Here is a 21,510-nt window from a genome sequence, read left to right on the forward strand (position 1 = left end):
ATTCTGATTGTCTGCCGTCCGATGACCGCACAGGTCCCGTATCCGCAGGGAGAAGATGTACGTGTCAGAGCAGGATGCGGCCTTCCGGTCCGCGGCACGGCAGGTCGAAACGTTCCTCGAGCGCCGTCAGGAACAGATCGCTCAGCGATGGGCCGACGCGGCTTTGTTCCGGACCGTCTTCACGGCGTCCCGGGACGAGGCGGTCGAGGCGGCCAAAGCCGTGGTCGACGCTCTGGCCGTAGTGGCCGCCTCCGGGCGCCTCGAAGACATCATGGCGCCGGGCTTCGAACCGGTACGCGAGCAGCTCGCGCGCATGGCGGCCTCGCGGACCCGCGGGGGATCCACTCCGGCCCAGATAGCCGACGAAGTGGCCGACCTGCGTGAGCCGACGATCGGTCTGCTGAGAGGCGAGCGCGCCGAGCCGTCCGATGCGTCCCTTCAGGAGGATCTCCTGGTCCTGACGGTGCTGATGGGCACCCTGCGTCTGGTGGTGATGGAAACCGCCCTCAGCACAGGCGAGGAGTTGATCGAAAGGCAGCGGCAGCAGCTGCTGGAAGTGGCCACCCCGGTGATCAATCTGTGGGAAGGCATCGTCGCCGTCCCACTCATCGGCACCCTGGACAGCGCCCGCAGCCAGGTGGTGATGGAGAGCCTGCTGGAGGCGATCGTCTCCGAGCGGGCCCGGTACGCCATCCTCGACATCACCGGCGTCCCCACGATCGACTCCCTGGTCGCCCAGCACCTGATGAAGACCGTGGCCGCAGCCCGGCTGATGGGCGCCGAATGCATCGTCTCCGGCATCCGCCCCGCGATCGCGCAGACCATCGTCCATCTCGGCATCGACCTGGGGACCATCGTCACCCGCACGTCGCTCGCCGACGCCCTTGCCTACGCTCTCAGCCAGCAGGACACCGACGCCGCACCGCGCACGCCAGCCGGCCTGAGCCGGCGGTGAACACCCCTCACTTCGCTTCCACAGCCCCGGTTCCCGTGGTGATGCTCGGGAACACGCTGCTGGTCAGCCTGCAGGGCGAACTGCACGACGGGACGGCTGAGCAGCTCCACCAGAACGTCGCCCAGCGCATCGCGCACAGTACGGCGACCGGTGTGGTGATCGACATCTCCGGCGTGGACATCGTCGACTCGTTCCTGGCGCGGATCCTCGCCGACCTCGCCTCCACCGCCTGCCTGCTGGCCGCGCGCACGGTGCTGGCCGGCATGCGGCCCGCTGTGGCGATCACGCTTGTGGAGCTGGGGCTCACTCTGCTGGGACTGCACACCGCACTGGACGTCGACCGAGCAAGGGAACTGCTCGGGCAGTACACACCGGCCGACGCTTCCTCGGGAGCGGAGGACGGCCCATGACGCATGCCTCCTACCCCGCCACGACGACGACCTTGCCCATCGGCTCGGACGCGGACCTGGCTTGGGTGCGCCAGCGGGTCCGGCAGACCGCGACCGATCTCGGATTCGGTCTGGTGCAACAGACCAAACTGGTCACCGCCGCCAGCGAGCTGGCCCGCAACACCCTCATCCACGGCGGCGGCGGGCACGTGGAGATCACCTCACTGGACCACCGGCACCCAAGGGGGCTGCGGCTGGTCTTCGTCGACACCGGACCCGGCATCCACGACCTCGACCAGGCGATGACCGACGGCTACACCTCCGGCGGCGGCCTGGGCCTGGGCCTGAGCGGCGCCAGACGACTGGTGCAGGAGTTCGCTCTCGACACCCGGCCCGGCCAGGGCACGACCGTCACCGTCGTCGCCTGGGCCGGCGGCGCGCCCGCGTCACGGCCGGTGCCGCGGTGAGCCGGGTGTGGGACATTCCGGTGCACGACTCGACCCGGATCCGGGACGTCCACGTGGCGACCGAGTCGGCCTCCGCCTGGGCCGGGCTCGGCCCACACCGCACCGCGGTCGCCGCGCTGGTGGCCACCGAGCTGGCGACCAACCTCCTCAAACACGCCGGCGGCGGCCGCATCGTGGTCAATCTCGTCGAGCGGGCACCCGCCGCCGGCGCCGTCTCCCGGCCGCCGTCGGTGCAGATCCTCTCCCTCGATCACGGCCCGGGCATCGCCGACGTCACGGTGGCGCTGCGCGACGGTCACTCCACCGCCGCCTCACTGGGCGCGGGACTGGGGACCTGCCTGCGCATAGCGAACGACTTCGACCTGCACAGCACTCCTGGCCGGGGAACAGTCGCGGTTGCCCGCATCGGCCACGAGCCCGCCTCCGCGCGCGTTCGGCCGGGTCAGCACCCGTCGGCCCCGCGAGCGGGGGGAGTCAACGTTCCCCTGTCACGGGCCGAGTATTCCGGTGATGCCTGGAGCTGGGTGTACTCCGGCACGCAGGTGACCCTGATGCTGGCCGACGGGCTCGGCCACGGCGAGCGGGCCGCGACAGCGTCCGGCACCGCCGTCGAGGAACTGCGGTGTGTGGCTCACCTTTCGCCCCCGGACATCCTGCGCCACCTGCACACGAAACTACGGCCCACCCGGGGCGCCGCCGTCGCGGTGGCTCAACTCGACATGGCAGCACAGCAGCTCTGCTTCGCCGGGGTCGGCAACATCGGCGCACGGCTGCGCACTGCCGGCACCTGGCAGCCACTCCTGTCCCGGCCCGGCATCGTCGGCGCCAACCACCCGGCCACCGTGCCCGTCCAACGCGTTCCGTGGCGGCCCGACAGCTTGCTGATCCTGCACAGCGACGGCCTGCCCGCCCGCTGGACACCGCCGGAGGACCCTCTCCTTTCCACCCGCGACCCGGCGGTGGTGGCCGCGGCAGTCCTGCGCGACGCCGGCAGCGACGCCCGCCCCCTGCTTGACGACGCCAGCGTGGCAGTCCTGTCCCCTGACGTCCGGACCTGAACCCGTGACCGCCGCCTCCCGTACCTGGACGATCGGCTCACCTGCCGACGCGGCCCGCGCCCGCATCCTCCTCGCCCGTCTCGCGACGCAGGCCGACGTCCCCGCAATCGAGCAGGCACGCTTCCTGACCTCGCTCACGGCCCACCTGCGAGAGTGCCTCGGCCAAGGCGGCATCTGGGAACTGTTCCTGCGCATACGCCCGGCCAGCGCGCCCGACACGCACACCCGCCGGCAACTCCAGGTCACCGTGTGTCCGGTCGGCGGCAGGCCACACGCCTCCTCGCCCTGGCACCTCACCCTGGCCTGCCCCTGCCTGCCCTCCTCTGACCTGCTTGCTCCAGACGAGCCCGGGCTCGCCGAAGCCCTCCTGGCGGCGGACGACGACACCGCGACCATCCTGGCCCGCCTGGACGAACAAGAGGAACTGGTCCGCTTCCACCGCGAGGAACTGCACCAGACCAACCAGGGCGTTCTGGCGCTCCACGCCGAACTCGACGCCTCAGCGATCATCCAGAGCAAGCTGCTCGCAGCCGAACGCGATGCCCGCACCGAAGCGGAGAAGGCCCGACGTCTGCTGACCTTCCTGGCCGACGCCAGCGCCGAGGTCACCTCCTCCCTCGACCACGAGGACATCATGCGCCGGCTGCCGGAACTCCTGGTCCCGGAGTACGCCCGCCACGTCGACGTCTGGATATTCGACGACGCACAGATCCCGCCCAGCGGTCACCGGCCCGCCGCCGCCGTGACCGCGGCCCGTACGGGCCGCCCGCAACACGCCGCCGCCCATCCCGGCGACCTGCCCGGCGTCGACGACCTGCCGCAGTCCCTCCTGGCCCCCACCCAAGCGTTGCTGTGCCTACCCCTCAGTGTCCGCCGCACCCTGGGAGTGCTCACGCTCACAGCACCCGGACCCCGATTCGACCCCGATACGTCTCTCATGCTGGTCGAACTGGCCCGCCGCATCGGCATCGCCCTGGACCACGCCCGCCGCTACGAGCAGCACCGCGACACCGCCGAAGCATTGCAGCGCGCCCAGCTCACCGACCTGCCCACGACGAACGGCCTGCTCCTGGCAGCCCGCTACCTGCCCGCCACCCGCGGACTCAACATAGGCGGCGACTGGTACGACGCGTTCTCGCAACCCGACGGGAGCCTGCTCGCCGTCATAGGGGACGTCACCGGCCACGGACTGCGCGCCGCCATCATGATGGGACAACTGCGCACCGCGCTGCGGGCCTACGCCGTCGAAGGCGACAGCCCTGCCCAGCTCCTCACCCGCCTGCACCAGCTGCTGCGCCACCAGCAGCCGGAGCTCTACGCGACGGCAGCCATCGCCCGGTTCAGACCCGGCGACCCCACCGTTGTCTGGGCCGCCGCCGGACACCCGCCGCCCCTGGTGCGGGCACCCGACGCGACAGTGCAGGTCCTCGACACCAAACCGGGAATCATGCTGGGCATCCCCATGCCGTACACCTACACGGACCATTCGATGGAGCTGCCACCCGGCTCGACCCTCGCTCTCTACACCGACGGGCTGGTCGAGCGCCGCGCCCATCTCATCGACCTCGGGATCGGCAGGCTCGCCCGAGTCTTCTCCTCCCTGAGCACGACGGAACTGCAGCAAGACCTGGATGAGGCGGCAGAATCCCTGCTCAAACCTCTCCTGGGCGACTCCGAGCGTGACGACGACGTCTGCCTTCTGCTCTGCCACACCACGCTCCCGTCACTGGCCCGGCCATTCCCGGACGGCCAAACCGCCGTACCGTGCATGCGCTCCTCGCACACGGAACCGACGGGGCTGTCCGCCCTCACCTCCCCACGCTCCGTCGGCGGCGCCCATGGCGTTAGCGTGGAGGGCACAAGGGGAGAGAGTGGATGCCGTGAAGACACCTGAGCCAGTTCCGTCCGCAGAGAGCCAGCTTCGCGCTGCCGCACCGCATGAACTGGTCGCCACCACCCGCCGTCTCCTGACCGAGCGCGTCGGAGCGGAGGAGGTGACCTTGTTCCTGGCCGACTACGCGCTGAGCGTCCTGCAACCGGTGACCCACCTGCCGCACACCGGAGATCCTGTCCCCGCGCGCGACGGGCCCGCTGGACGCGCCTTCATCAGCCAGACTCCCGTCGTCGAAGTATGCGACGGATCGACGCCCGCTCACCGCGTCCATCTGCCCCTGACCGTCCGCGGCGACCGGCTGGGCATCCTGTCCGTGCGTCTGCCCAGCGGCGCGGCCGATCCTGCGACCGTGCTGCGGCTCACCGACTTCGCCACCGCTCTGGCCCATGAGGTCGCAGCCGCCGACCGCGACACCGACCTGTACCTGCAGGCCCGCCGCACCCGGCGCCTCACCCTCGCCGCCGAGATGCAGTGGCAGCTTCTCCCCGGCCGGGGCTGCGCCCGCCAGGAATACGTCATCGGCGCCCACCTGGAGCCCGCCTACACCATCGGCGGCGACAACTTCGACTGGTCCACCGAAGCCGACCACCTCACCCTCACCGTCACCGACGGCATGGGACAGGGCATCGAAGCCTCCCTACTCACCAGCCTCACTGTCGGCGCCCTGCGCAACGCGCGTCGCGCCGGGATCGGGCTCGCGGATCAGGCCAGCCTCGCGGACCAGGCACTGTTCGCCCAATACGGAGGCAAGAGTTACGCCTCGTCTCTGCTGCTGAAGTTCGACCTGGACACCGGCGTCGTTCGCGCCGTCGACGCCGGATCACCCCAGCTGTACCGCCAGCGCGGCGACACCCTCGAACAGGTCACCCTCGAAGCACAGGACCCGCTGGGCATGTTCGAGGAGACTCCCTACGACGAGCAGACCTTCCAGGTCGAACCGGGTGACCGGCTGATCGCGGTCAGCAGCGGCGTCCACAGCGCACCTGCAGCCGACGGCGGCTCTTTCGGCCAACAGGCCCTGCGCCAAACAATCAGCGCCACACGACTCGAAAACCCGCACGAGGCCGCGCGCGCCATCATCTCCGGCCTGATGGAACACTGCGGCAGTGGAGGTCTCGCCGCCGACGCCGCGGTTGTCTGCCTGGACTGGAACGGCCGAGAAACCAAGGAGCCGCGCCACCGGGTGAATGCGCACTGACCCACGTCACCGGCGGTCAGATTGCTCAGACCGCAACGACGCGGCTTCCTGCGCTTCGGAGAAGGCCTTGAGGCCACGACGCAACGCGACCCTTTCCACTGGCTCCATCACCCGCAGCACGCCAGTCAGAGCCTGCGCTCGGCGTTGCGCCGCCTCCGTCAGCACCCGCCCTCCAGGCGCGGTCAGGCGCAGCTGCACCTCGCGGCGGCTGAGGGGATGGTACCCGCGCTCCAGCAGGCCGGCCGCCTCAAGGCGGTCACACAGCCGGCTGGCCGTGGGCATGCCGATGTCCAGATGATCCGCCAGCGCAGTCAGGTTCAGTCCCGGCGTCGTTTTCAGGACGCGCAACGCTTTCAGTTGGTGCGGAGACAGTCGCAGCGCCGGGTCCTGTGCCGCGACAGCCCAAACGTTTGTCAGGCTCTCCACCGCATCGGCTATATCCAGCGCGACGGCCTCAGGACCGTTGTCCGGTCCATCAGCCTGATCGTCGTCGGCGCCGTGGAGGTGCGTCACGAGCAAGTCACTTTCAGTAAGCCCGAGGCCATGCAAATACCATGCTTATTCAAAACGAAGTACCCGAAGATCCGCTGAGCAAGCACTGTCTGCCGACGGCTTCTTTGGCGCACACCGGACCGCAAAACCCGGAGCTCCGAGGATCAGGCATTCCCGGAGCCCCCTCACAACTCACCGCACTGCTCAACAACTCTGCGATGGCGGCGTCACTTGGCAGTCGTACCGGATGCCGGAAGCGGCCGGCCCTGTCTCTGGCGATGTCGGCGCTGACTTCCACCACCAGCTCGATTTCAACCAGCGTGCCGTTCAGCGTTTCCTGGCTGCCCCACCCGGCGGAGAACGTCCATCGGATCGGGGGCGGGTGGTAGGGGAGGGGGGCGGTCTGGCGGACGAGGGCGATGGGTGGGTGCGGCGGTCAGCGCGGCAGGGGTGTGTCACCCCTTGCTGCCGGTCATGCTCGTCCACACGCTCGACCGTGCCCTCGATGCCCGCTGCCAGAGCCAGAGAGGCGGCGAAGGTGCCCGTCTCCTCCGGAGACTCCTCGGCCGGGATCACCGACCCGGCCAACCAGAGGTCCGCCGCCAGCCGCACCCGTTGGCCCATGTTCAGCATCATCGATCCTTCGTCTTCCTCGTCGGTCACCGGCAATCCGGCGGACACGGCGATGCCGGACGCACCGGAGAGGAAGTGATCACCCCACCCTCACCGTCCGTCGCCCGCACCCGGCGCGACGGGAACGCAGGAGCCTCACGTGCGCGGCGGGCCAGGTGAGTGCGCGAGCCGCAGGTGAGGCGCCGGGGGCAGCGGCGCAGCCGATCCCTCCTCCGGGGAGGCGCGGAACGCCTCGATCATGTATGCGGCGAATCGGCGGGAGGCCGCCACCCGGGAGTCGTGCGGCGCGTCCTGCAAGCCCCGGTGGGCCATGAGCATGAGGACCAGGTCGTCGACGACGAATCCGCGGCGGAGCCAGCCCGCCTCCTGGGCACGGCGGGCCAGCTCGGTGACCGCGAGCAGCGTCCGCTCCCAGTCGGCGGCGAAGTCCATGGCCTCGGGAAAGGCCGTCATGAAGGCGTCGGCGAAGCCACGGCTGCGCGCGTGGAGTTCGCAGATCCGCTCGACCAGGCTCCGGAACCCGTCCCACGGGTCCGTGGCCGTCAGGGCGTCGTGGACGACGGCGCGGCAGGCCCGCCGCTGGTCGGCGAAGGCCTCCGCGATCAGTTCCTGCTTGGTCGGGAAGTGCCGGTACAGCGTGGCGGGGCCGACCTCGGCATGCCGGGCGACCTCGCGCATGGGCGCGCCCAGGCCCTCCTCGCCGAACACCGCGCGGGCGGCGTCCAGGATGCGGGCGCGGTTGTCCCGCGCGTCGGAACGGACGGTCCGAGACAAGTGGCTGGTCATCGTTTCTCACTTTAGCCAAACGGACGGAGGCGTCCGTTACGGTCCGATGGCAGTGCCGCCTCCTCGTCCTCGCACTCCGCCGGTAGTGCCCGGGCCGAGGAGCCGGCCCGCCGCGAGCCGCTTCCGCACCTGCTCGTACCCGAGCCGCTGCCTGAGGGCCGCGGCAACTGCCGCACGGCCGCAGCAGCGGCGCCCCCTCCCTCCACCGGCTCGAGGAGCAGCGATGAAAGCCGTCGTCATCAAGACGTTCGGAAGTCCTGACGGCCTGGAGGTCGTCGACCTGCCCGTGCCCGTACCCGCCCCGGGGCAGGTACGGATCGCGACGGAGGCGATCGGGGTGGGAGGTGTGGACGCCGTGATCCGCCGGGGAACGCTCGCCGCCTACGGTTTCCGGGAGGGACATGTCCTCGGCAGCGAGGTCGTGGGCAGCGTCAGCGCGGTGGGAGAGGGCGTGGACGCGTCGTGGGTCGGGCGCCGGGTATGGGCGTTCACCGGGCTGTCCGGTGGGTACGCCGAGCAGGCCGTGGCCTCGGTCGACGACGTCCTCCCGCTGCCCGACGGCCTGACCGGCGCCGACGCCGTGACACTCGGCGGCTCCGGCGTGGTCGCCCACTTCGCTCTGGAGCGGGCGCGGTTCACGCCCGGCGAGACGGTGCTCGTGCGGGGCGCCGCGGGGAGCATCGGGATCACGGCGGTCCAGCTCGCGGCCGTCGGCGGAGCGGGCGCGGTCGCGGTCACCACCTCGTCGGCGCGGCGTGGCGCCCGTCTGCGGGACCTGGGCGCGACCGTGGTCCTCGACCGCTCCGGCGCGGGCGGGCCGGACACGCCGACAGGTTTCGACGTGGTGATCGACATCGTGGGAGGTCCCCGGCTTCCCGATTTCCTGGAGAAGCTGAACCCCAACGGGCGGTACGTGGCCGTCGGGGTGGTCGGGGGACAGCCCCCGGCGGACTTCGGTACGCGGCTGATGGCCGCCTTCCGCAAGTCGCCGTCGTTCGCCACCTTCAGCTCCGACACCGTGCCCGGACCCGACCGGCAGGCCGTGCGGTCGTCCCAGTTCGCCGATGCCGCGCGCGGGGACCTGCGCACGGTCGTGCACGGGACGCTGCCGCTCAGCCAGGCGGTGTCGGCCCACCGCGCGATGGACGCGGGCACGGTGTTCGGCCGGGTGGTGCTGGTGCCCTGAGCCGACGGGTCCCGAGCCCGGACCCACGGTCACGGCGTGTCGTGATCGACGATCCACCGCGCCCCGACCTTGGCTCAGCCGCCCACCGCTCTCACGGCTCTCAACGCTCCCGGTCTGCGGCCGTTGAGGCGGTCGAGCGCCACACCTGTGGCCTCGTCGGCCGGCAGGTGCACCACCAACCGCTGTCCCTCGTCCGGAAGGCGAGGGTCTCGTACGACATCCGCAGGCGGCCCACCTCGGGATGGTCGACGAGATCGGTCCCGAACCGGGCGGGCATGGCCGGCACGGCGGCGAGACGCTCACGGAAGTCGGCCCCGGCTGTCGCTGTCAACTCCTCGGTGAGTGCGGCCACATGCGGGTCGTGCAGGGAGGCCTCGTTGCGCAGGTAGGCGATCTGGTCGTCGGCGATCCGGTCCCACTCCGGGTGTACCGCGCGGGCGCGGGGGTCCGTGAACACGTACCGCACCAGGTTGGGCCGGTCGCCGTCGAGCAGGCCGAGCGGGCGGGCGTAGCGCTCGTAGCCCTTCGTGCAGGCCAGGATGTCGCCGATCCAATTGAGCAGCATGGCAGGTGCGGGCTCCAGGCGGTTGAGGAGCGCGCGGACCGTGGGGCGCACGGTCCGGACCGGCGGCGCGGTGGCCGACTGGCAGAGCACCTTGTCCATGCCGTGTTCCTTGGCCAGTCGGCGCAGCAGGAGGTGATCGGCCGTCGACAGCCGCAGCGCCTCGGTGAGGGCGCCCAGGACCTGGGCGGAGGGGTTGCGATCGCGGCCCTGTTCCAGCCGGATGAGGTACTCGACGCTGATACCGGCGAGGGTGGCCAGTTCGGCCCGTCGCAGCCCGGGGGTGCGGCGGCGGTCGCCCGCGGGTAGGCCCACCTCGGCGGGAGTGATGGCCTCTCGGCGGGTGCGCAGGAAGGTCCCCAGCTCGTTGTCGCTCACCGATCGACCGTACAGCGCATGGCTTCGCGGAGGGTGTCTCTGTCACTACCACCATCGGCCCGGTCTCCCTACCGGGACGCCGAACTCGCAGGGTTGGTGCATGACTTACGACAAGACCGCGAACCCCTCCGCCGCCTCCGTCTCCGTCTCCGCTCTGCCTCTTTCCCCCGGCGCCTGGGAGCTCGACCCCCTGCACTCGGCGGTCCACTTCACCATCCGGCACCTGGGCATCGCCAAGGTGCGCGGTCGGTTCCTGGACTTCGAGGCCGGGCTGTCCGTCGGTGAGACGCTCGACGAGGTACGGGCGAGTGCCGAGATCGCCCTGGCCTCCATCGACACCGGCAACCCCGACCGCGACGTTCATACCCGCTCGGCCGACCTGCTCGACGTGGAGAAGCGGCCGACGATGACGTTCCGGTCGACCTCTGTGTCCGGGGCGGATGAGGAGTGGTCCCTGCAAGGGGAGTTGACCATTGGGGAGGTGACCCGCCCGGTCACGCTGGCGGTCGAGTTCGGAGGGGCGGTGGAGTTCGCCGGCGACGGGAGGAAGCACGCCGGCTTCGAGGCCACGGGCGAGATCCGACGCAGCGATTTCGGGCTCGACTTCGGGACCGGCTTCCTCAGTGACGTCGTCAAGGTGCACTTGGACATGCAGTTCGTCGCACCGCAGGACCAGAGCAACTGACGCAATAGCGAAATCGGGGCCCGGGGCGACGCCCGCGTGCAACCTGACAACTGCCCAGGGCGGCCCGGGCAGTCGGGCCACGCCCTATCCGATCGAGCAGTCCAGCGGGGCTGCGGGCGGCTGTGCCGATCACGAACGAGCAGGTAGCGGGGCGGGCGTTTCTGCGGCCGTTGTACGCGGACGCGTACTTCCCCGATCACGTCGTCGACCGGGGCAAGGCGATCCTGCTGCGGCTGTGCGAGCGGATCGAGGCCGAGCAGCCGTCGGATCTGGCGGCCTTGTACGTGCTCACCCAAGCCGCGACGGAGGAGTTCAACCTGCTGGAGGCGGAGTTCGAGGCGGCAGGGAGTGAGATCGAGACCGTGGCACGCGAGGAGATCGCCGAGGACTTCTGGTTCGTCGCGTCGGCCTACGGGTTCGCGGACGCGGACGTGGAGGAGCTGATCGCCACCCGCGAATGGTGAGCGACGGCCCATGTGCCGCCAGCGCCCCGTGGCCGGCGGCGCGCAGGTGGGCCAGGATGTGGCCGTGGCGGGCGGCGGTGATGTGTCCAGTCCCGGAAGGCACTCAGGATGTGGGTGGAGTCGGTCCGCTGCCGCCCTCGTTCCCTGACCTGTCCGGCGGCTTTGGTCCGTTCCAGGACGAGGTCAAGGAGCTTGTCCGCCCTGCCGTCCTCGGCCAAGCGCTCGCGGAAGTCCGTCAGGACGCCGTGGTGGAGGCCGGGGGTCGTCCAGTCCCATGCCCAAGGCGTACCTGAAATCGATCCTGCGGCGGACGGCCTCGGCACAGCACCTGTACAGGGGTTTGGGCAGCACTCGAAGCCTGCGGACGTCGAGCAGTTCATGGCTTCGGGCAGCACGGGCCCCTGCCAAGAGTCTGGCAGGGGCCCGTGCTGCATAGAGCCGAGGAGGAACGGGACCTGTCCCTAGATGAGCAGCACCCTGGCCAACACGGCTACCGACTGCTGGTGGCCTGACGGCCCGGCGTCACTTCAGGTGTCGGGTGAAGAACTGGGCTGCGGCGTCCCCCGCGAACTGCGGGACGCCAGTGTGCCCGCCCATATTGGCGTGCAGGGTCTTCTCCTTGGAGCCGAAGGCGTCGAACAGGTCCAGGGCCGCCTGCCGGTCGTTCCCTTCGTCGTCCCACTGCAGCAGGACGTGCAGCGGAATGGTGACCTGGCGGGCCTCCTCGAACATGGCGCGAGGCACGAAACTCCCGGCGAACAGAACAGCGGCCGAGATGCGCGGCTCGACCACCGCCAGCCGGGTCCCGATGGAGATCACTCCCCCCGAGTAACCGACCGGGCCGCCGATCTCGGGCAGCGACAGGAGGGCGTCCAGGGCGGCCCGCCATTCCGGGACCGACTTGTCGACCAGGGGGAGGATGAGGGCGTCGATGATCTCGTCGCTGACCGGGTCACCGACCGCCATAGCCCGGCGCAGGTCAGCGCGGGCCTGCTCGGCGGCGGGCCAACGGGGCCGGTCGCCGCTACCGGGGAGCTCGATGGTGGCCGTGGCGAAGCCGTCCGCCGCAGCGTGCCGGGCTCGGGCCGAAAGTCGGGGGTACGTCTTGCGCAGCCCGAGAGGAGGGGGGCTGAGCAGGATCAGCGGGGCCGGTGCGGATGCGGGCGTCCACAGGATGCCGGGGATCTCGCCGAGGGTGAATTCGCGTTCGAGGACGCCGTCGTCGAGGCGATGTTCGGAAGTGAAGTGCACGGTCGTGCCTTTCGGGAGGGCTCAGAGTGGCGCTCCCGGACGACCTACCGCCCGACCATGACCCCTGAGGGGAGCACCCATGTCGATACGTTCACGGGTACCACCTCCTCGCTCTCCTGCACGGCCTCCGGAAACATAACAGTGGCTGCTGTGGTTCCGCCAACGGGTTTTTGCGGAGGCTCTGTGGCCGAACACCAGAACACCATGGCGTCGGAGTCTCGCCTGTCACGGGTCGGGAAGCGCACGACCGCCACCGAGGCGAGCACCGGGAAACCGGCAATCAACCGCTGACGGACGATCCACTGCGCAGCCAGCCGCCCATGACCAGCGTCCCGGAAACTCAGCTCCAGGTCCTGCGGCTTCTTCGGCTGGGAAGAGAGCTCGACGCTCTCGCGGGTGGGGTCCGCGCGGTCGCCGCGGCCGCAGCAGGAGGGTCTCGGTGAGGTCGATCGCTCTTTCCGGGGCAAGGACCGATGGACGGACGGCACATGGCAATCCCGCTAGGTTGAGCGCATGACGAGCCTCGATCACCCCCGGCTGTCCGGGCTGGGGCGGAATCCGACAGCCCCTCAGGACGTCCTGATACGCCTGGCCACACACAAGGCCGGCCGAAACGGGATATCGCTGCGTCGTGTCGTGGAGTTCGACCAGCGGTCTCAGGATGGCCAGGGCGTCCTCGGGTTCGTCCGCGCTCGAAGAGCAGCCTGACCAGCCCGCGGCCGCCGATTTCGTGCCCGCGTCGAGCAACTCCCGGGCCGGACGGGGACGCAGGAAGTTGGTGATCGGCTCGGGGGAGCCGTCGATGACGGTGCGCCGACCGGACCCGACGAGCGCGCAAGCCATTGCGGCGAGCAATCGGTTCGGTGCCGCGCCGACCTGAGGTTCAGGAACGCGGAACGTACAGTTCCCGGTCCGCCGCGGCGTGCCCGCGGCGGCCGGCGTAGACCAGATAGACGGCGACCTGGACGTTCTCGATCCTGCCCGGGGTGCCGATGTGCCGCTGAGCACCGACAGTGTCGGTGCCCCTTTTCACGTCGCCTGTCTCGTCGACAACCAGGACTGCCTCGTCGTCGTGCAAATGCTCGACCACGTAGGCGCGTCGTCGCGGACCTGGTCGGCGTCCCACTTGGACCGCCCGAGCAGGTGCTGCGTGCCGACCGGGGCTTTGTCCCCGGCCCACTCGACGATGGTCCAGCAGTTCTTGCGCAGCAGGTCGGACAGCAGGCCGAGTACCAACTTCCGGGCCCGGCACCGGGATTCCACCCGCGTCAACCGTCCCGCTATCCGTCTCATCAGGCCCTCGAACGCTTCCTGCCAGCGGGCAGGGTCTACGCTGTGACCTCCGGTCACCGCGTGATCGTTTGTCTTCACACGCCGGTGATCAACGGTGGCTGCGCCCGTCTCCACAGCGCGTCAGGGTCGCGCAGCGTCTGCCTGCCGTCCTGTATTTGGAGGACTTGTGCAACGTGGCGAAGTCTGGTGGGTTCAGTTCGACGAGCGGAGGTTGGTCGTACTGCTGTCGGGAGAGGACACGTCCGGGATCCGGGTGATGCAGGTCGTCGCTCCGGCGGGCGTCGACATCAGCGGTCTGGGCATCGAAGTGATGGTGGGCGCCGGTGAAGGACTGCCGTTCGAAGGCGCGCTGCGGCTCGCGTTCCCGAGTCCAGGCTTCACCCCGTGCACGTGGCTGACCACTGTGTCCCGGGACGACCTGATAGAGCGGGAGGCCGTCCTGTCCCCGGCGAAGCTCAGCGAGATTGACGATGCCCTCCGACTCGCTGGACAAGCGCAGCAGCAGACCCCGGCAACAACGGCGAAGCTCAGCGAGATGCGGGATGCCCTCCGTCTCGGTGAACTCGGGTAGACGAAGAAGGAGCCGACGCCCGTGACGGCGTGGGCGATCTCGGGCGAGATGATCCACGCTGGCCCCGGCGCCCCTCACCATCGAGATCACGATCTACGGCTGGAGCAGTAAGAGGAGGGAACCCCGGATACGCCCCGGGGTCCTTTCCTCTTTAGTGCCAGGCACGTCGTACCAGAGGTGGCCAGTGGCCTGGTTCACGAGAACCGGATCGCGCACAGAGTGAGACCCAGCCACAAACGTTGTCCAGCCAGCCATCCTTTTTGAGCCATGGGCCGCACCTCTTATCAATCCAACACGTACACCGCCGCTACGCTCACGGTTGTGTAAGTCGCTTCCCTCGAACTGCCCATGCGCCGAGGCGCAGCTGACCTTGGAAGCTTATGGACAGATGCGATCATGGGGGGCTGATGAGACGGTTGTTTTGCTTGGGGACATTCACCGACTGTTCTCGCCCGAGCGGTTCAGGGCCAGCGGTGATCGATCTGACCCCGGCTCCCCTGTATCTCTGTGTGCCGGCCAATATGAGTGGGCCAAGGCCCGCTGCGAGGTCGGCATCGGGAAAGGGCAAGAGACCATGAGCACATTTCTGGCATTTCCGTCGCGCCAATTGGCGATCAGCTCCCTCGCTGCTGGCGCCCTGGCCGGCAGCCTTCTGCTCACCCCTGAGGCATCTGCCGCCGGTGACTCGCTGCCTACGCCGCGCCTCGCCAAGGCCGCGCCGTGTGAGGTTGTAGACGGGTTGGCGCATGAAGGCCAAAGTATAGGCGGTAACCCCAAGCCTCCCCGCTGGAAGTTCGACAAGAGCCCGTCCGTGGGCTCGCGGTTCCGCCGCTGCGGGGACTCGGTCAATTTCTATATCGGCGGTTACTGGTCGGCCAGCTACTACAAGGTCTCTTGGAGCATCAACTGCCCCTCGCGGACCTCCGAGGAAAAGTACAAGACGCCGGGTAAGCAGGTCGTGAGCAGGGTCACCGTGAAGGCGGCGCACTGCACAAACATGCGTGGCGATCCCTACAACACATACTCGGTCAAGGTAGCTGCTTGCTACCGCCACAACCCTCCGGCGGCGGACACCTGCACCCGTTGGTCGCCAGAGGTGTTGTTGACCTACTTCACGTACCCCTAAGGCTTGTCCCGTAACTGATCCTGGATTTGGCGAGGGCAAGGCTGGCTGCGGTGCCGTCCGTTGGCCTATCCGGTGAGGGCGAGGTTGTGCAGGCGGGCGATGCCGAGGATGGCGTGGTGGACGCCGTCGCCCTTGAGGCGGCAGTCGCGGAGGATCTTCCAGCGCCTGGCCCCTTCGCCGGAACCCCGCCGGCCGGAAACGTGGACCGCGAGGGCCGCTGGGTAGGGCACGTCGTGTCCGTACCGGGCGCGGTCGGCGACGGCTTCGAGCGCGAGAGGCTTGTCGTCGCCCTGGTCGAGGGTGAGCTGCCGGGTGGCCTGCTCGCCAGGACGTAGGGCGTCGGTGCGCAGGGCGATGCTGCGGGCACGGGCGCGCTGGAGCCCGAGGGATTCATGGATCGCATACGCTGCTCGGGCCGGCTGGACGGTGTGGTGGTTGGCTTCGGTCAGGGGGCGGCTCGGGCGGGTGGAGCTGTGGTCGGCGTAGCGGACGGTGCAGGTCAGCCCGGCGGCGATCTGGCCGGGGTCGCGCAGGCGGCGCCGAGCTGGTCGGCGAGAGCGAGCAGTGCGCGCCGGTGCTGGGCGGGGTCGCGTTCGTCGCGGATGAGGCGGTGCCCCTCCATCGCTGCCGACAGCCGCTGCAGGCCGTTGGCGTTAGTTCTCACGCCTGGACAGGCCGGTGACGCACCGCCGACGACGTCTCGGCGCCCTCGCGGACGGCGGTGAACGCGCCGGCCGCAAGGGCGCGCGAAGCCGTCGATGGTAATGCGGATGACGGCCTGCGTGATCGCGGGCTGGGAAGTGGAGACTTCGGCTGGGCTCTGGCGGCTCTTGACCTGGGACGGGAGGCGCGCGGAGACTGGTGTACAGAGTATGTGTGTCTCGTAGGTGTACGCGTTTACCCCCAGCGCCCCGGCACGGCGCGTCACAGAGGGGAGGCCGCGTGATGGCCTTCCGACCCCTGCACCACCCCTCCCCGGGCCGGCTGCGCCCCCGCTTCTGGGCGGAGGTCGTCCTGGGAACCCTGTCCGGGCTGCTCTTCGTGATCACTCTCGTCTGGCGCGACTGGATCGAACTGCTCTTCGGCATCGAACCGGACGCCGGGAGCGGAGCCCTGGAGTGGCTCATCGTGGCCGTCACGGCCCTGGCCACCGTCCTGTGCGCCCTCGGCGCGAGGACGGAATGGCGCCGCATCCACCCGGCCGGCGCGCACGCCGCGCGCTAGGCGGCCGGAATTAGGCGGGAGGAGGATTCCGCCATGCCTGAAGGTCCCGAGGACGTCCGGACGCTCGTTCGGCGCGCTCCGCTTGGTTTCGTGGGCACCGTCACGCGACTCGGTGACGCGCGGCTGACGGACGTACCGGTCGATGAGCGGACGGCCGTCGTCCAGGTGGACACGGTGCTGCACGCGCCCGAGGCGTTCCAGAAGCTCGCGGGCAACGAGGTCACCGTGCAACTGTCGGCCGACCTGGAGCCGCCCGCCGTCGGTGAGGCGGCGGCGTTCTTCACCACCGGAATGGTCTACGGCGACAGCCTCGCCGTCACCGAGGTCGGGCGGCTGCCGGCCGACGACGTCCAGGAGAACATCGAGATGGCGGCCAGGACCGCCGACGCGATGCCGTTCTCGCCGATCGAGCGCGATCTCGCGGACGAGGACATGGTCGCGCATGCCGCCGAGGCCGACGCCGTCGTGGTCGGCACGGTCGTCGGCCTGGAGCAGATGACCGCCGACCAGCCCTCCGAACACCACCCCGACTGGTGGCGCGCCCGGATCGACGTGACCACCGTCGAGCAGGGGCAGGTCGAGCCCGGGCCGCTCGACGTGCTGTACCCCAACAGCCTCGACTTCCGCTGGTACAAGGCGCCCAAGCCCAAGCCGTCGCAGGAGGGGGTGTGGATCCTGCACGCCACCGAGGGCGAGCTGCGCGCGTGGGCGCCGTTCCAGATCCTCCATCCCGATGACCACCAGCCGGTGCAGAAGCTCGACACGCTCCAGGCCGCACGGAGGTGAGCGGACATGCCCACAGTGAAGGTCGTCGACATCACGCCCGTAGCCCTGAGCGGCGACCGGACCCAGGACGGCGAGCCCAGCCTCGCGGTCGACCCGGAGCACCCCAACGAGATGGTCGCGACCGCGTTCACACCCGACCCCATGGGTGGCCCGTTCGCCCCGGTCTACGTCTCCACCGACGGCGGGGACACCTGGGTGATGCGCAACATCGTGCCGGGCGGCGCCCTGGGCCTGGGCACCGGAGACATCTCGGTCGGCTTCGCGTCCAAGGGCGGCACCCTGTACGCGGGCATCCTCAACGGCCAGGCAGCCGTGGAGAACGTCCTCCGCATGCAGGTGCTGCGCTCCCCAGGGATCTCCTCGACCGCGCCCATGGAGGTGCTCGTCTCGCGCGACGAGGAGGACCAGCCGTGGGTTGTGGCCGGCAGCGTGAACGTGAACGGCACGGTCCGCGACCGCGTCTACGTGGCCAACAACGACTTCGGCCAGGGCACCGGCCAGACCGCGACGGTGGACGTCTCGGGCAGCGCCCGGACGGCGGGGCCGCCGGCCGGTTTCACGCGCCATGGCATCGAACGGCGCACGACCACGGGCCAGGACGGGCCGCCGGTGCGGGTGGCCCTGCATCCCGCCGGCACCGTCTACGCGGTGTTCCAGAGCTGGCAGCAGAGGTCGGGGCCGAACGTCTTCTTCGACGTCGTGGTCACGCGGGACGACAACGGTGGCGTCGGGGCGACTCCGTTCGAGGACCTCAAGGACGCCTTGGACTCCGCCCCGGGCCAGCGCGTCGACACCCGCCGCTTCGTGAAGTTCGGCGCGATGATGGGGCAGGACCGCCTCGGCGGCGACCTGTCGATCGCGGTGGACCCGACGAACCCCGGGAGTGTCTGGGTGGCATGGTGCGACCGGGTCGGCGGGCTGGCGGGCACGGACTACACCCTGCACGTACGGCACTCCACCGACCACGGGCAGACCTGGTCCACCGACGTGCGCACCGTCACCAACGCCAAGAACCCGGCGCTGGCGGTGAACACCGACTCCCTGCTCGGGCTGGCCAGCCAGCGGCTCCTGGAGGGGACCTGGAGGACCGTGCTGGAGCTGACGGACGACGACTGGCAGACGACCCCGGAGCGGCACGTGCTGCACCAGGCACCGGCGAACATCCCGGTGCGGCGGGGCCTGCCGTACCTGGGCGACTACATGCGGCTGCTCACGGTCGACCGGGACTTCTACGGGGTGTTCTCGGGCAACAACACGCCCGACCCGGCCAACTTCCCCGAGGGGGTCACGTACCAGCGCCACGCCGACTTCGCCAGCCACCAACTGCTCGACCTCGACAACCTGACGCTCGTACCGCCGTCCATCGACCCGTTCTTCTACCACCGGGCCGCCTGACCCGGGCCATGACCGGGGCGCCCGCCGGCGGCGGGCGCCCCGGTCGTTTCCGTCGGGCTAGGAGATTGCGCTGAGGCAGAACTGCACGAGGCCGGCGTCGACGTCGAGGACGATGTCCTTCATCTCCGGCCACGGCGGGTGGAAGTCCATGCCCCATTCGATCGTGAAGGCCAGGATCCTTTCCTCGCCCGCCCCGGCGATGTGGCGCGCGTACGTGTAGTCGTCGCTGGTGCCGCAGGTCGGGTAGAGGTCGAAGGCTGGCTTGGGGGTGTAGACCTTGCCTCGCACGCCCTTGAGGGCCTTGCAGAACTGCTGGGCGAGCAGGGCGGCGTCGTCGGCGTCCGGTTTCGGGAAGAACTCCGCGTAGAGCAGGTCGTCCCGCAGGCCGCGCTTGCCGTTGAAAGCGGGGTTCTGGAAGTTCCTGGCCGGGTCGTCCGACTGGCTGTCGTCGTCGCCCCAGACATAGAGCATGTTCTGGGTGTAGCTGTGGACGTCGACGAACCAGCGGGTGCGTATGAAGTGCTCGATCAGCCAGCGGACGTTGCGCGTCTCCGGTTCCGAGAAGGGTTCGGGGCCTTGGTACACCTGGTTGGGGTCGGCCGGGTCGTCCGAGACCCGGACGGGGGCGAGAGGGTGGAAAGCGGTTCTGAAGTCGAAGAGGAAGTCGAAGTTGCGGTTGATGTCGACGCCGATCGCCTGCGGGTCCCCGCCGGACTGGGCCGGGTTGCGGTTGCGACGCCAGTTGGGGTCGGCGGTCTGGCTGTAGCGCCGCCCGTCGGGGTTGACGAGCGGGAAGACGACGACGTCGAGTTCCTCGACGAGCGTGCGGACCTGGTCGGCGGTGAAGTGCGTACCGCCGTACGCCAGGCCCGCACCGCCCGCGTGCGCGTGCAGCAGGTCGGCCGCGAGGTTGACGAGGATCTCGCAGCTGCCCCACTCCCGGGCGTGCACGCCGCCGGTGAGGACGACGGCGTCCTTGGGCGCGAGGCGGTGGGTGCCGACGCGCAGGGCGTGGCAGGTGCGGCCCTGGACGGATGGCTCGGGAAGTTCGATGAGATCGGTGGTGGCCGGGAACGCGGTGGCCAGGCTGGTCAGACCGGACTCGACCTCGACGACGTTCAGGTATGGCATGGCGGTGCCTCCTGGGTCCTTCCTAGGGGTCCTGGACCTTGAGGGCGAGTCCCTGGGGAAGGGCGTCCTCGGGAGCGAAGCGGTCGCCCTCGCCGACCTCGGCCTGGCGGGCCCGTCCGACAGCGGTGGCGTCTTCGACGATGGTGACGGTCACGCCCTCGCGGTCCAGGGCTTCGGCCTCGTCGGGGGTGACGTAGGCGTCGATGGTGCAACTGCCGTCCTCGGCCCGGCGGACGCGCCCACCGACATCGGGGCGGGCATCGCGCAGGAGGGCGCGCAGGGTGTCGGCGTCTCTGGCGGTTACCCGGGCGCGCAGGATCGTGTGGTCGTCGGACATGACGGGGCCTCCTTCGGGCGCCGCCGGGCCCACATCGGGGAGCGGGAGCCGGGGTCGGTGGCGTCGAAGGGCCGGGACCGGGCACGACGGACGGCAGCGCTCGCGGGGACGACGGTACCTGTACACGTACGCGGTAACGTACTGATATATCCGATGTGTACTTCTTATCCTCAGCGTGCGCTTCCACCGTAGAAGGCGTCAAGGGGCGGCTCGGGCATGCGGCTGAGCAGGCTGTCGAGGCCCGCGAGCAGTTCCTGCTCGTCGTCGTACTCGGCGAGGTGCGGGACCAGGGCGCGCAGCCGCGGGAACTGGGCGGCGGGCAGGCGGTGCAGGCCGAGGCGGAGCATGAGGTCGGGCTCGTCGGGGTCGTCGACGACCTGGCGCTTGTCGACGAGGAGACAGCCGAGGTTCCAGGCCGCGAAGGCGCGGTAGATCGCCAGCGCGGTGGCGTCGTCGAAGCCGGCCCGGCTCAGTACGGCGAGGATGTGCTCCGTGAGCTGGAGCATCGGCTTGGGGCGGCGGGCCACCGGCACGGCGAGCGGCCGGGTGGCGACGACTGGAAGGAGCTCGGGGTGGAGGTGCACCACCGAGGCGAAGGCGTGGGCGATTCGGCGCAGCTCGGCGTGCCAGGCGGGTACGTCGGCGGGGGCGGCCGGTTGCGCGGCCGAGGTGCGCAGCCGTTCGTTGACCTCGGCGAAGAAGGCTTCGACCAGGCCATCGAGAAGGGCTTCCTTGCCGGCGGTGTACCGGTAGATGGCCATCGGCTCGACGCCCAGGTCGGTGGCCAGACGCCGCATGGTCAGCGCCGCGAGGCCCTCCCGGTCGACCACTGCGACGGCGGCGGCGAGCACCAGCGGGCGGCTCAGGCGCCCGCGCCTCTCCGGCGTGTCCGGTTCGTCCATGGTCCCGACCTGCCCTGAACCTGGCTGACCTACGGATGCAGGATACGAAGTACGCTTTCGTCAAATATAGTACTAAACATCCTGGAATTCCGCATACGCAGGTCGCTCTGCCGAGACCGCGGCGGGGGGGGGGCGGCCCCCACCGAGCAGGCTGGACCCCTACAAGCCCTACCTGGAGCGACGCTTCGCCGAGGGATGCGCCAGCGTCACCCAGCTACATCGTGAACTCACTGCCGACAACGCGCCCGTCACCCACCAGATGGTCCGCAGCCACATCGCCGACCTCCGCGGGGCTCCGGCTGGAGTGACTTCCGGCCGCTGGACGACCGGGAACGCCGGATCGTCAG

22 protein-coding genes and 4 pseudogenes are annotated in these 21,510 nt (G+C 69.8%); 15 read left to right on the top strand and 11 right to left on the bottom strand.

The genetic code is table 11. The annotated features are described in order from the left end of the window. Positions 1-55: 55 nt before the first annotated feature. From ASD48_RS23195 to ASD48_RS23220, 6 genes are read left to right on the top strand one after another with little or no spacing between them, the layout of a single operon-like run. Positions 56-955 (top strand): STAS domain-containing protein, encoded by a 900-nt coding sequence (locus tag ASD48_RS23195; protein ID WP_057603612.1) that lies wholly within the window; start codon positions 56-58, stop codon positions 953-955. A 41-nt stretch (positions 956-996) separates the two neighbouring features. Beyond that, positions 997-1,365, top strand: a complete 369-nt coding sequence (locus tag ASD48_RS23200) for an STAS domain-containing protein (RefSeq protein WP_057603636.1) — start codon at positions 997-999, stop codon at positions 1,363-1,365. After that, positions 1,362-1,811: an anti-sigma regulatory factor gene (locus ASD48_RS23205; protein ID WP_057603613.1), complete on the top strand. Its 450-nt coding sequence runs from the start codon at positions 1,362-1,364 to the stop codon at positions 1,809-1,811. Before ASD48_RS23200 ends, ASD48_RS23205 begins: the two co-directional genes overlap by 4 nt. A 5-nt stretch (positions 1,812-1,816) precedes the next feature. Continuing rightward, positions 1,817-2,869 (top strand): ATP-binding SpoIIE family protein phosphatase, encoded by a 1,053-nt coding sequence (locus tag ASD48_RS23210; RefSeq protein WP_107104381.1) that lies wholly within the window; start codon positions 1,817-1,819, stop codon positions 2,867-2,869. Positions 2,870-2,873: 4 nt separating this feature from the next. Further along, positions 2,874-4,763 (top strand): GAF domain-containing SpoIIE family protein phosphatase, encoded by a 1,890-nt coding sequence (locus ASD48_RS23215; protein WP_057603615.1) that lies wholly within the window; start codon positions 2,874-2,876, stop codon positions 4,761-4,763. After that, a complete protein-coding gene (locus ASD48_RS23220; RefSeq protein ID WP_057603616.1) occupies positions 4,741-5,961 on the top strand; it encodes a GAF domain-containing SpoIIE family protein phosphatase in 1,221 nt (406 codons plus the stop codon). Before ASD48_RS23215 ends, ASD48_RS23220 begins: the two co-directional genes overlap by 23 nt. A gap of 6 nt (positions 5,962-5,967) precedes the next feature. Here the strand turns inward: ASD48_RS23220 and ASD48_RS23225 are convergent, their stop codons facing one another. Further along, positions 5,968-6,474: a MarR family transcriptional regulator gene (locus tag ASD48_RS23225; protein WP_057603637.1), complete on the bottom strand. Its 507-nt coding sequence runs from the start codon at positions 6,472-6,474 to the stop codon at positions 5,968-5,970. A gap of 484 nt (positions 6,475-6,958) precedes the next feature. Here ASD48_RS23225 and ASD48_RS44340 point away from each other — a divergent pair, with 484 nt between their 5' ends. Beyond that, the gene (locus ASD48_RS44340) at positions 6,959-7,165 is read left to right on the top strand and encodes a hypothetical protein (protein WP_157880672.1); all 207 of its coding nucleotides are present in this window, start codon (positions 6,959-6,961) and stop codon (positions 7,163-7,165) included. A 56-nt stretch (positions 7,166-7,221) separates the two neighbouring features. Here the strand turns inward: ASD48_RS44340 and ASD48_RS23230 are convergent, their stop codons facing one another. Next, complete coding sequence (locus ASD48_RS23230; protein ID WP_057603617.1) at positions 7,222-7,872, bottom strand: TetR/AcrR family transcriptional regulator; 651 nt, start codon at positions 7,870-7,872, stop codon at positions 7,222-7,224. Positions 7,873-8,095: 223 nt separating this feature from the next. Here ASD48_RS23230 and ASD48_RS23235 point away from each other — a divergent pair, with 223 nt between their 5' ends. After that, positions 8,096-9,058, top strand: a complete 963-nt coding sequence (locus ASD48_RS23235) for a zinc-binding dehydrogenase (protein WP_057603618.1) — start codon at positions 8,096-8,098, stop codon at positions 9,056-9,058. A gap of 74 nt (positions 9,059-9,132) precedes the next feature. Here the strand turns inward: ASD48_RS23235 and ASD48_RS23240 are convergent. Next, positions 9,133-9,998 (bottom strand): annotated as a pseudogene (locus ASD48_RS23240) (helix-turn-helix domain-containing protein). Positions 9,999-10,098: 100 nt separating this feature from the next. On the opposite strand from ASD48_RS23240, the gene ASD48_RS23245 reads away from it, so the two are divergent. Beyond that, positions 10,099-10,683 (top strand): YceI family protein, encoded by a 585-nt coding sequence (locus ASD48_RS23245; protein ID WP_057603619.1) that lies wholly within the window; start codon positions 10,099-10,101, stop codon positions 10,681-10,683. 122 nt (positions 10,684-10,805) lie between these two features. Beyond that, positions 10,806-11,147, top strand: coding sequence for a DUF5713 family protein (locus tag ASD48_RS23250; RefSeq protein ID WP_057603620.1), 342 nt, complete (start codon positions 10,806-10,808; stop codon positions 11,145-11,147). Between the two features lie 522 nt (positions 11,148-11,669). On the opposite strand, the gene ASD48_RS23255 is transcribed toward ASD48_RS23250, so the two are convergent. Further along, on the bottom strand, positions 11,670-12,398 hold the full coding sequence (locus tag ASD48_RS23255) for an alpha/beta hydrolase (protein ID WP_057603621.1): 729 nt from the start codon (positions 12,396-12,398) through the stop codon (positions 11,670-11,672). A gap of 886 nt (positions 12,399-13,284) precedes the next feature. Beyond that, positions 13,285-13,691, bottom strand: a pseudogene (locus ASD48_RS23260) (transposase); the annotation flags it as partial. 166 nt (positions 13,692-13,857) lie between these two features. On the opposite strand from ASD48_RS23260, the gene ASD48_RS23265 reads away from it, so the two are divergent. Both ASD48_RS23265 and ASD48_RS44345 read left to right on the top strand, forming a co-directional pair. Beyond that, complete coding sequence (locus ASD48_RS23265; RefSeq protein ID WP_057603622.1) at positions 13,858-14,262, top strand: growth inhibitor PemK; 405 nt, start codon at positions 13,858-13,860, stop codon at positions 14,260-14,262. A gap of 574 nt (positions 14,263-14,836) precedes the next feature. Then, a complete protein-coding gene (locus tag ASD48_RS44345) occupies positions 14,837-15,388 on the top strand; it encodes a hypothetical protein (RefSeq protein WP_157880674.1) in 552 nt (183 codons plus the stop codon). A 65-nt stretch (positions 15,389-15,453) separates the two neighbouring features. Here ASD48_RS44345 and ASD48_RS43510 read toward each other — a convergent pair. The 3 genes and pseudogenes from ASD48_RS43510 to ASD48_RS44820 form a co-directional block, all read right to left on the bottom strand. Next, positions 15,454-15,555: pseudogene (locus ASD48_RS43510) on the bottom strand (IS5/IS1182 family transposase); the annotation flags it as partial. 189 nt (positions 15,556-15,744) lie between these two features. Further along, positions 15,745-15,921: pseudogene (locus tag ASD48_RS46185) on the bottom strand (hypothetical protein); the annotation flags it as partial. Then, complete coding sequence (locus ASD48_RS44820; protein WP_199875921.1) at positions 15,888-16,052, bottom strand: hypothetical protein; 165 nt, start codon at positions 16,050-16,052, stop codon at positions 15,888-15,890. The pseudogene ASD48_RS46185 and the gene ASD48_RS44820, both read right to left, overlap by 34 nt. A 281-nt stretch (positions 16,053-16,333) precedes the next feature. On the opposite strand from ASD48_RS44820, the gene ASD48_RS23270 reads away from it, so the two are divergent. The 3 genes from ASD48_RS23270 (at position 16,334) to ASD48_RS23280 (ending at position 18,793) form a co-directional block, all read left to right on the top strand. After that, positions 16,334-16,612 carry a hypothetical protein gene (locus ASD48_RS23270; protein ID WP_057603623.1) on the top strand — a complete coding sequence of 93 codons (279 nt, stop codon included), beginning with the start codon at positions 16,334-16,336 and terminating at the stop codon, positions 16,610-16,612. Between the two features lie 90 nt (positions 16,613-16,702). Next, entirely contained in the window at positions 16,703-17,398 is a 696-nt protein-coding gene (locus tag ASD48_RS23275; RefSeq protein WP_157880675.1) for a hypothetical protein, read from the top strand. A gap of 6 nt (positions 17,399-17,404) precedes the next feature. Continuing rightward, complete coding sequence (locus ASD48_RS23280; protein WP_057603625.1) at positions 17,405-18,793, top strand: hypothetical protein; 1,389 nt, start codon at positions 17,405-17,407, stop codon at positions 18,791-18,793. A gap of 57 nt (positions 18,794-18,850) precedes the next feature. Here ASD48_RS23280 and ASD48_RS23285 read toward each other — a convergent pair whose 3' ends face one another. The 3 genes from ASD48_RS23285 to ASD48_RS23295 all read right to left on the bottom strand — a co-directional run bounded on the left by ASD48_RS23285 (position 18,851) and on the right by ASD48_RS23295 (position 21,163). Continuing rightward, on the bottom strand, positions 18,851-19,924 hold the full coding sequence (locus tag ASD48_RS23285; protein WP_057603626.1) for a M14 family metallopeptidase: 1,074 nt from the start codon (positions 19,922-19,924) through the stop codon (positions 18,851-18,853). Between the two features lie 22 nt (positions 19,925-19,946). After that, positions 19,947-20,261, bottom strand: a complete 315-nt coding sequence (locus ASD48_RS23290; RefSeq protein ID WP_057603627.1) for a hypothetical protein — start codon at positions 20,259-20,261, stop codon at positions 19,947-19,949. A gap of 170 nt (positions 20,262-20,431) precedes the next feature. After that, the gene (locus ASD48_RS23295) at positions 20,432-21,163 is read right to left on the bottom strand and encodes a TetR/AcrR family transcriptional regulator C-terminal domain-containing protein (RefSeq protein ID WP_057603628.1); all 732 of its coding nucleotides are present in this window, start codon (positions 21,161-21,163) and stop codon (positions 20,432-20,434) included. Between the last annotated feature and the right edge of the window lie 347 nt (positions 21,164-21,510).

It is taken from the genome of Streptomyces sp. Root1310 (assembly GCF_001426425.1).
In the GTDB taxonomy this organism is placed as follows: domain Bacteria; phylum Actinomycetota; class Actinomycetes; order Streptomycetales; family Streptomycetaceae; genus Streptomyces.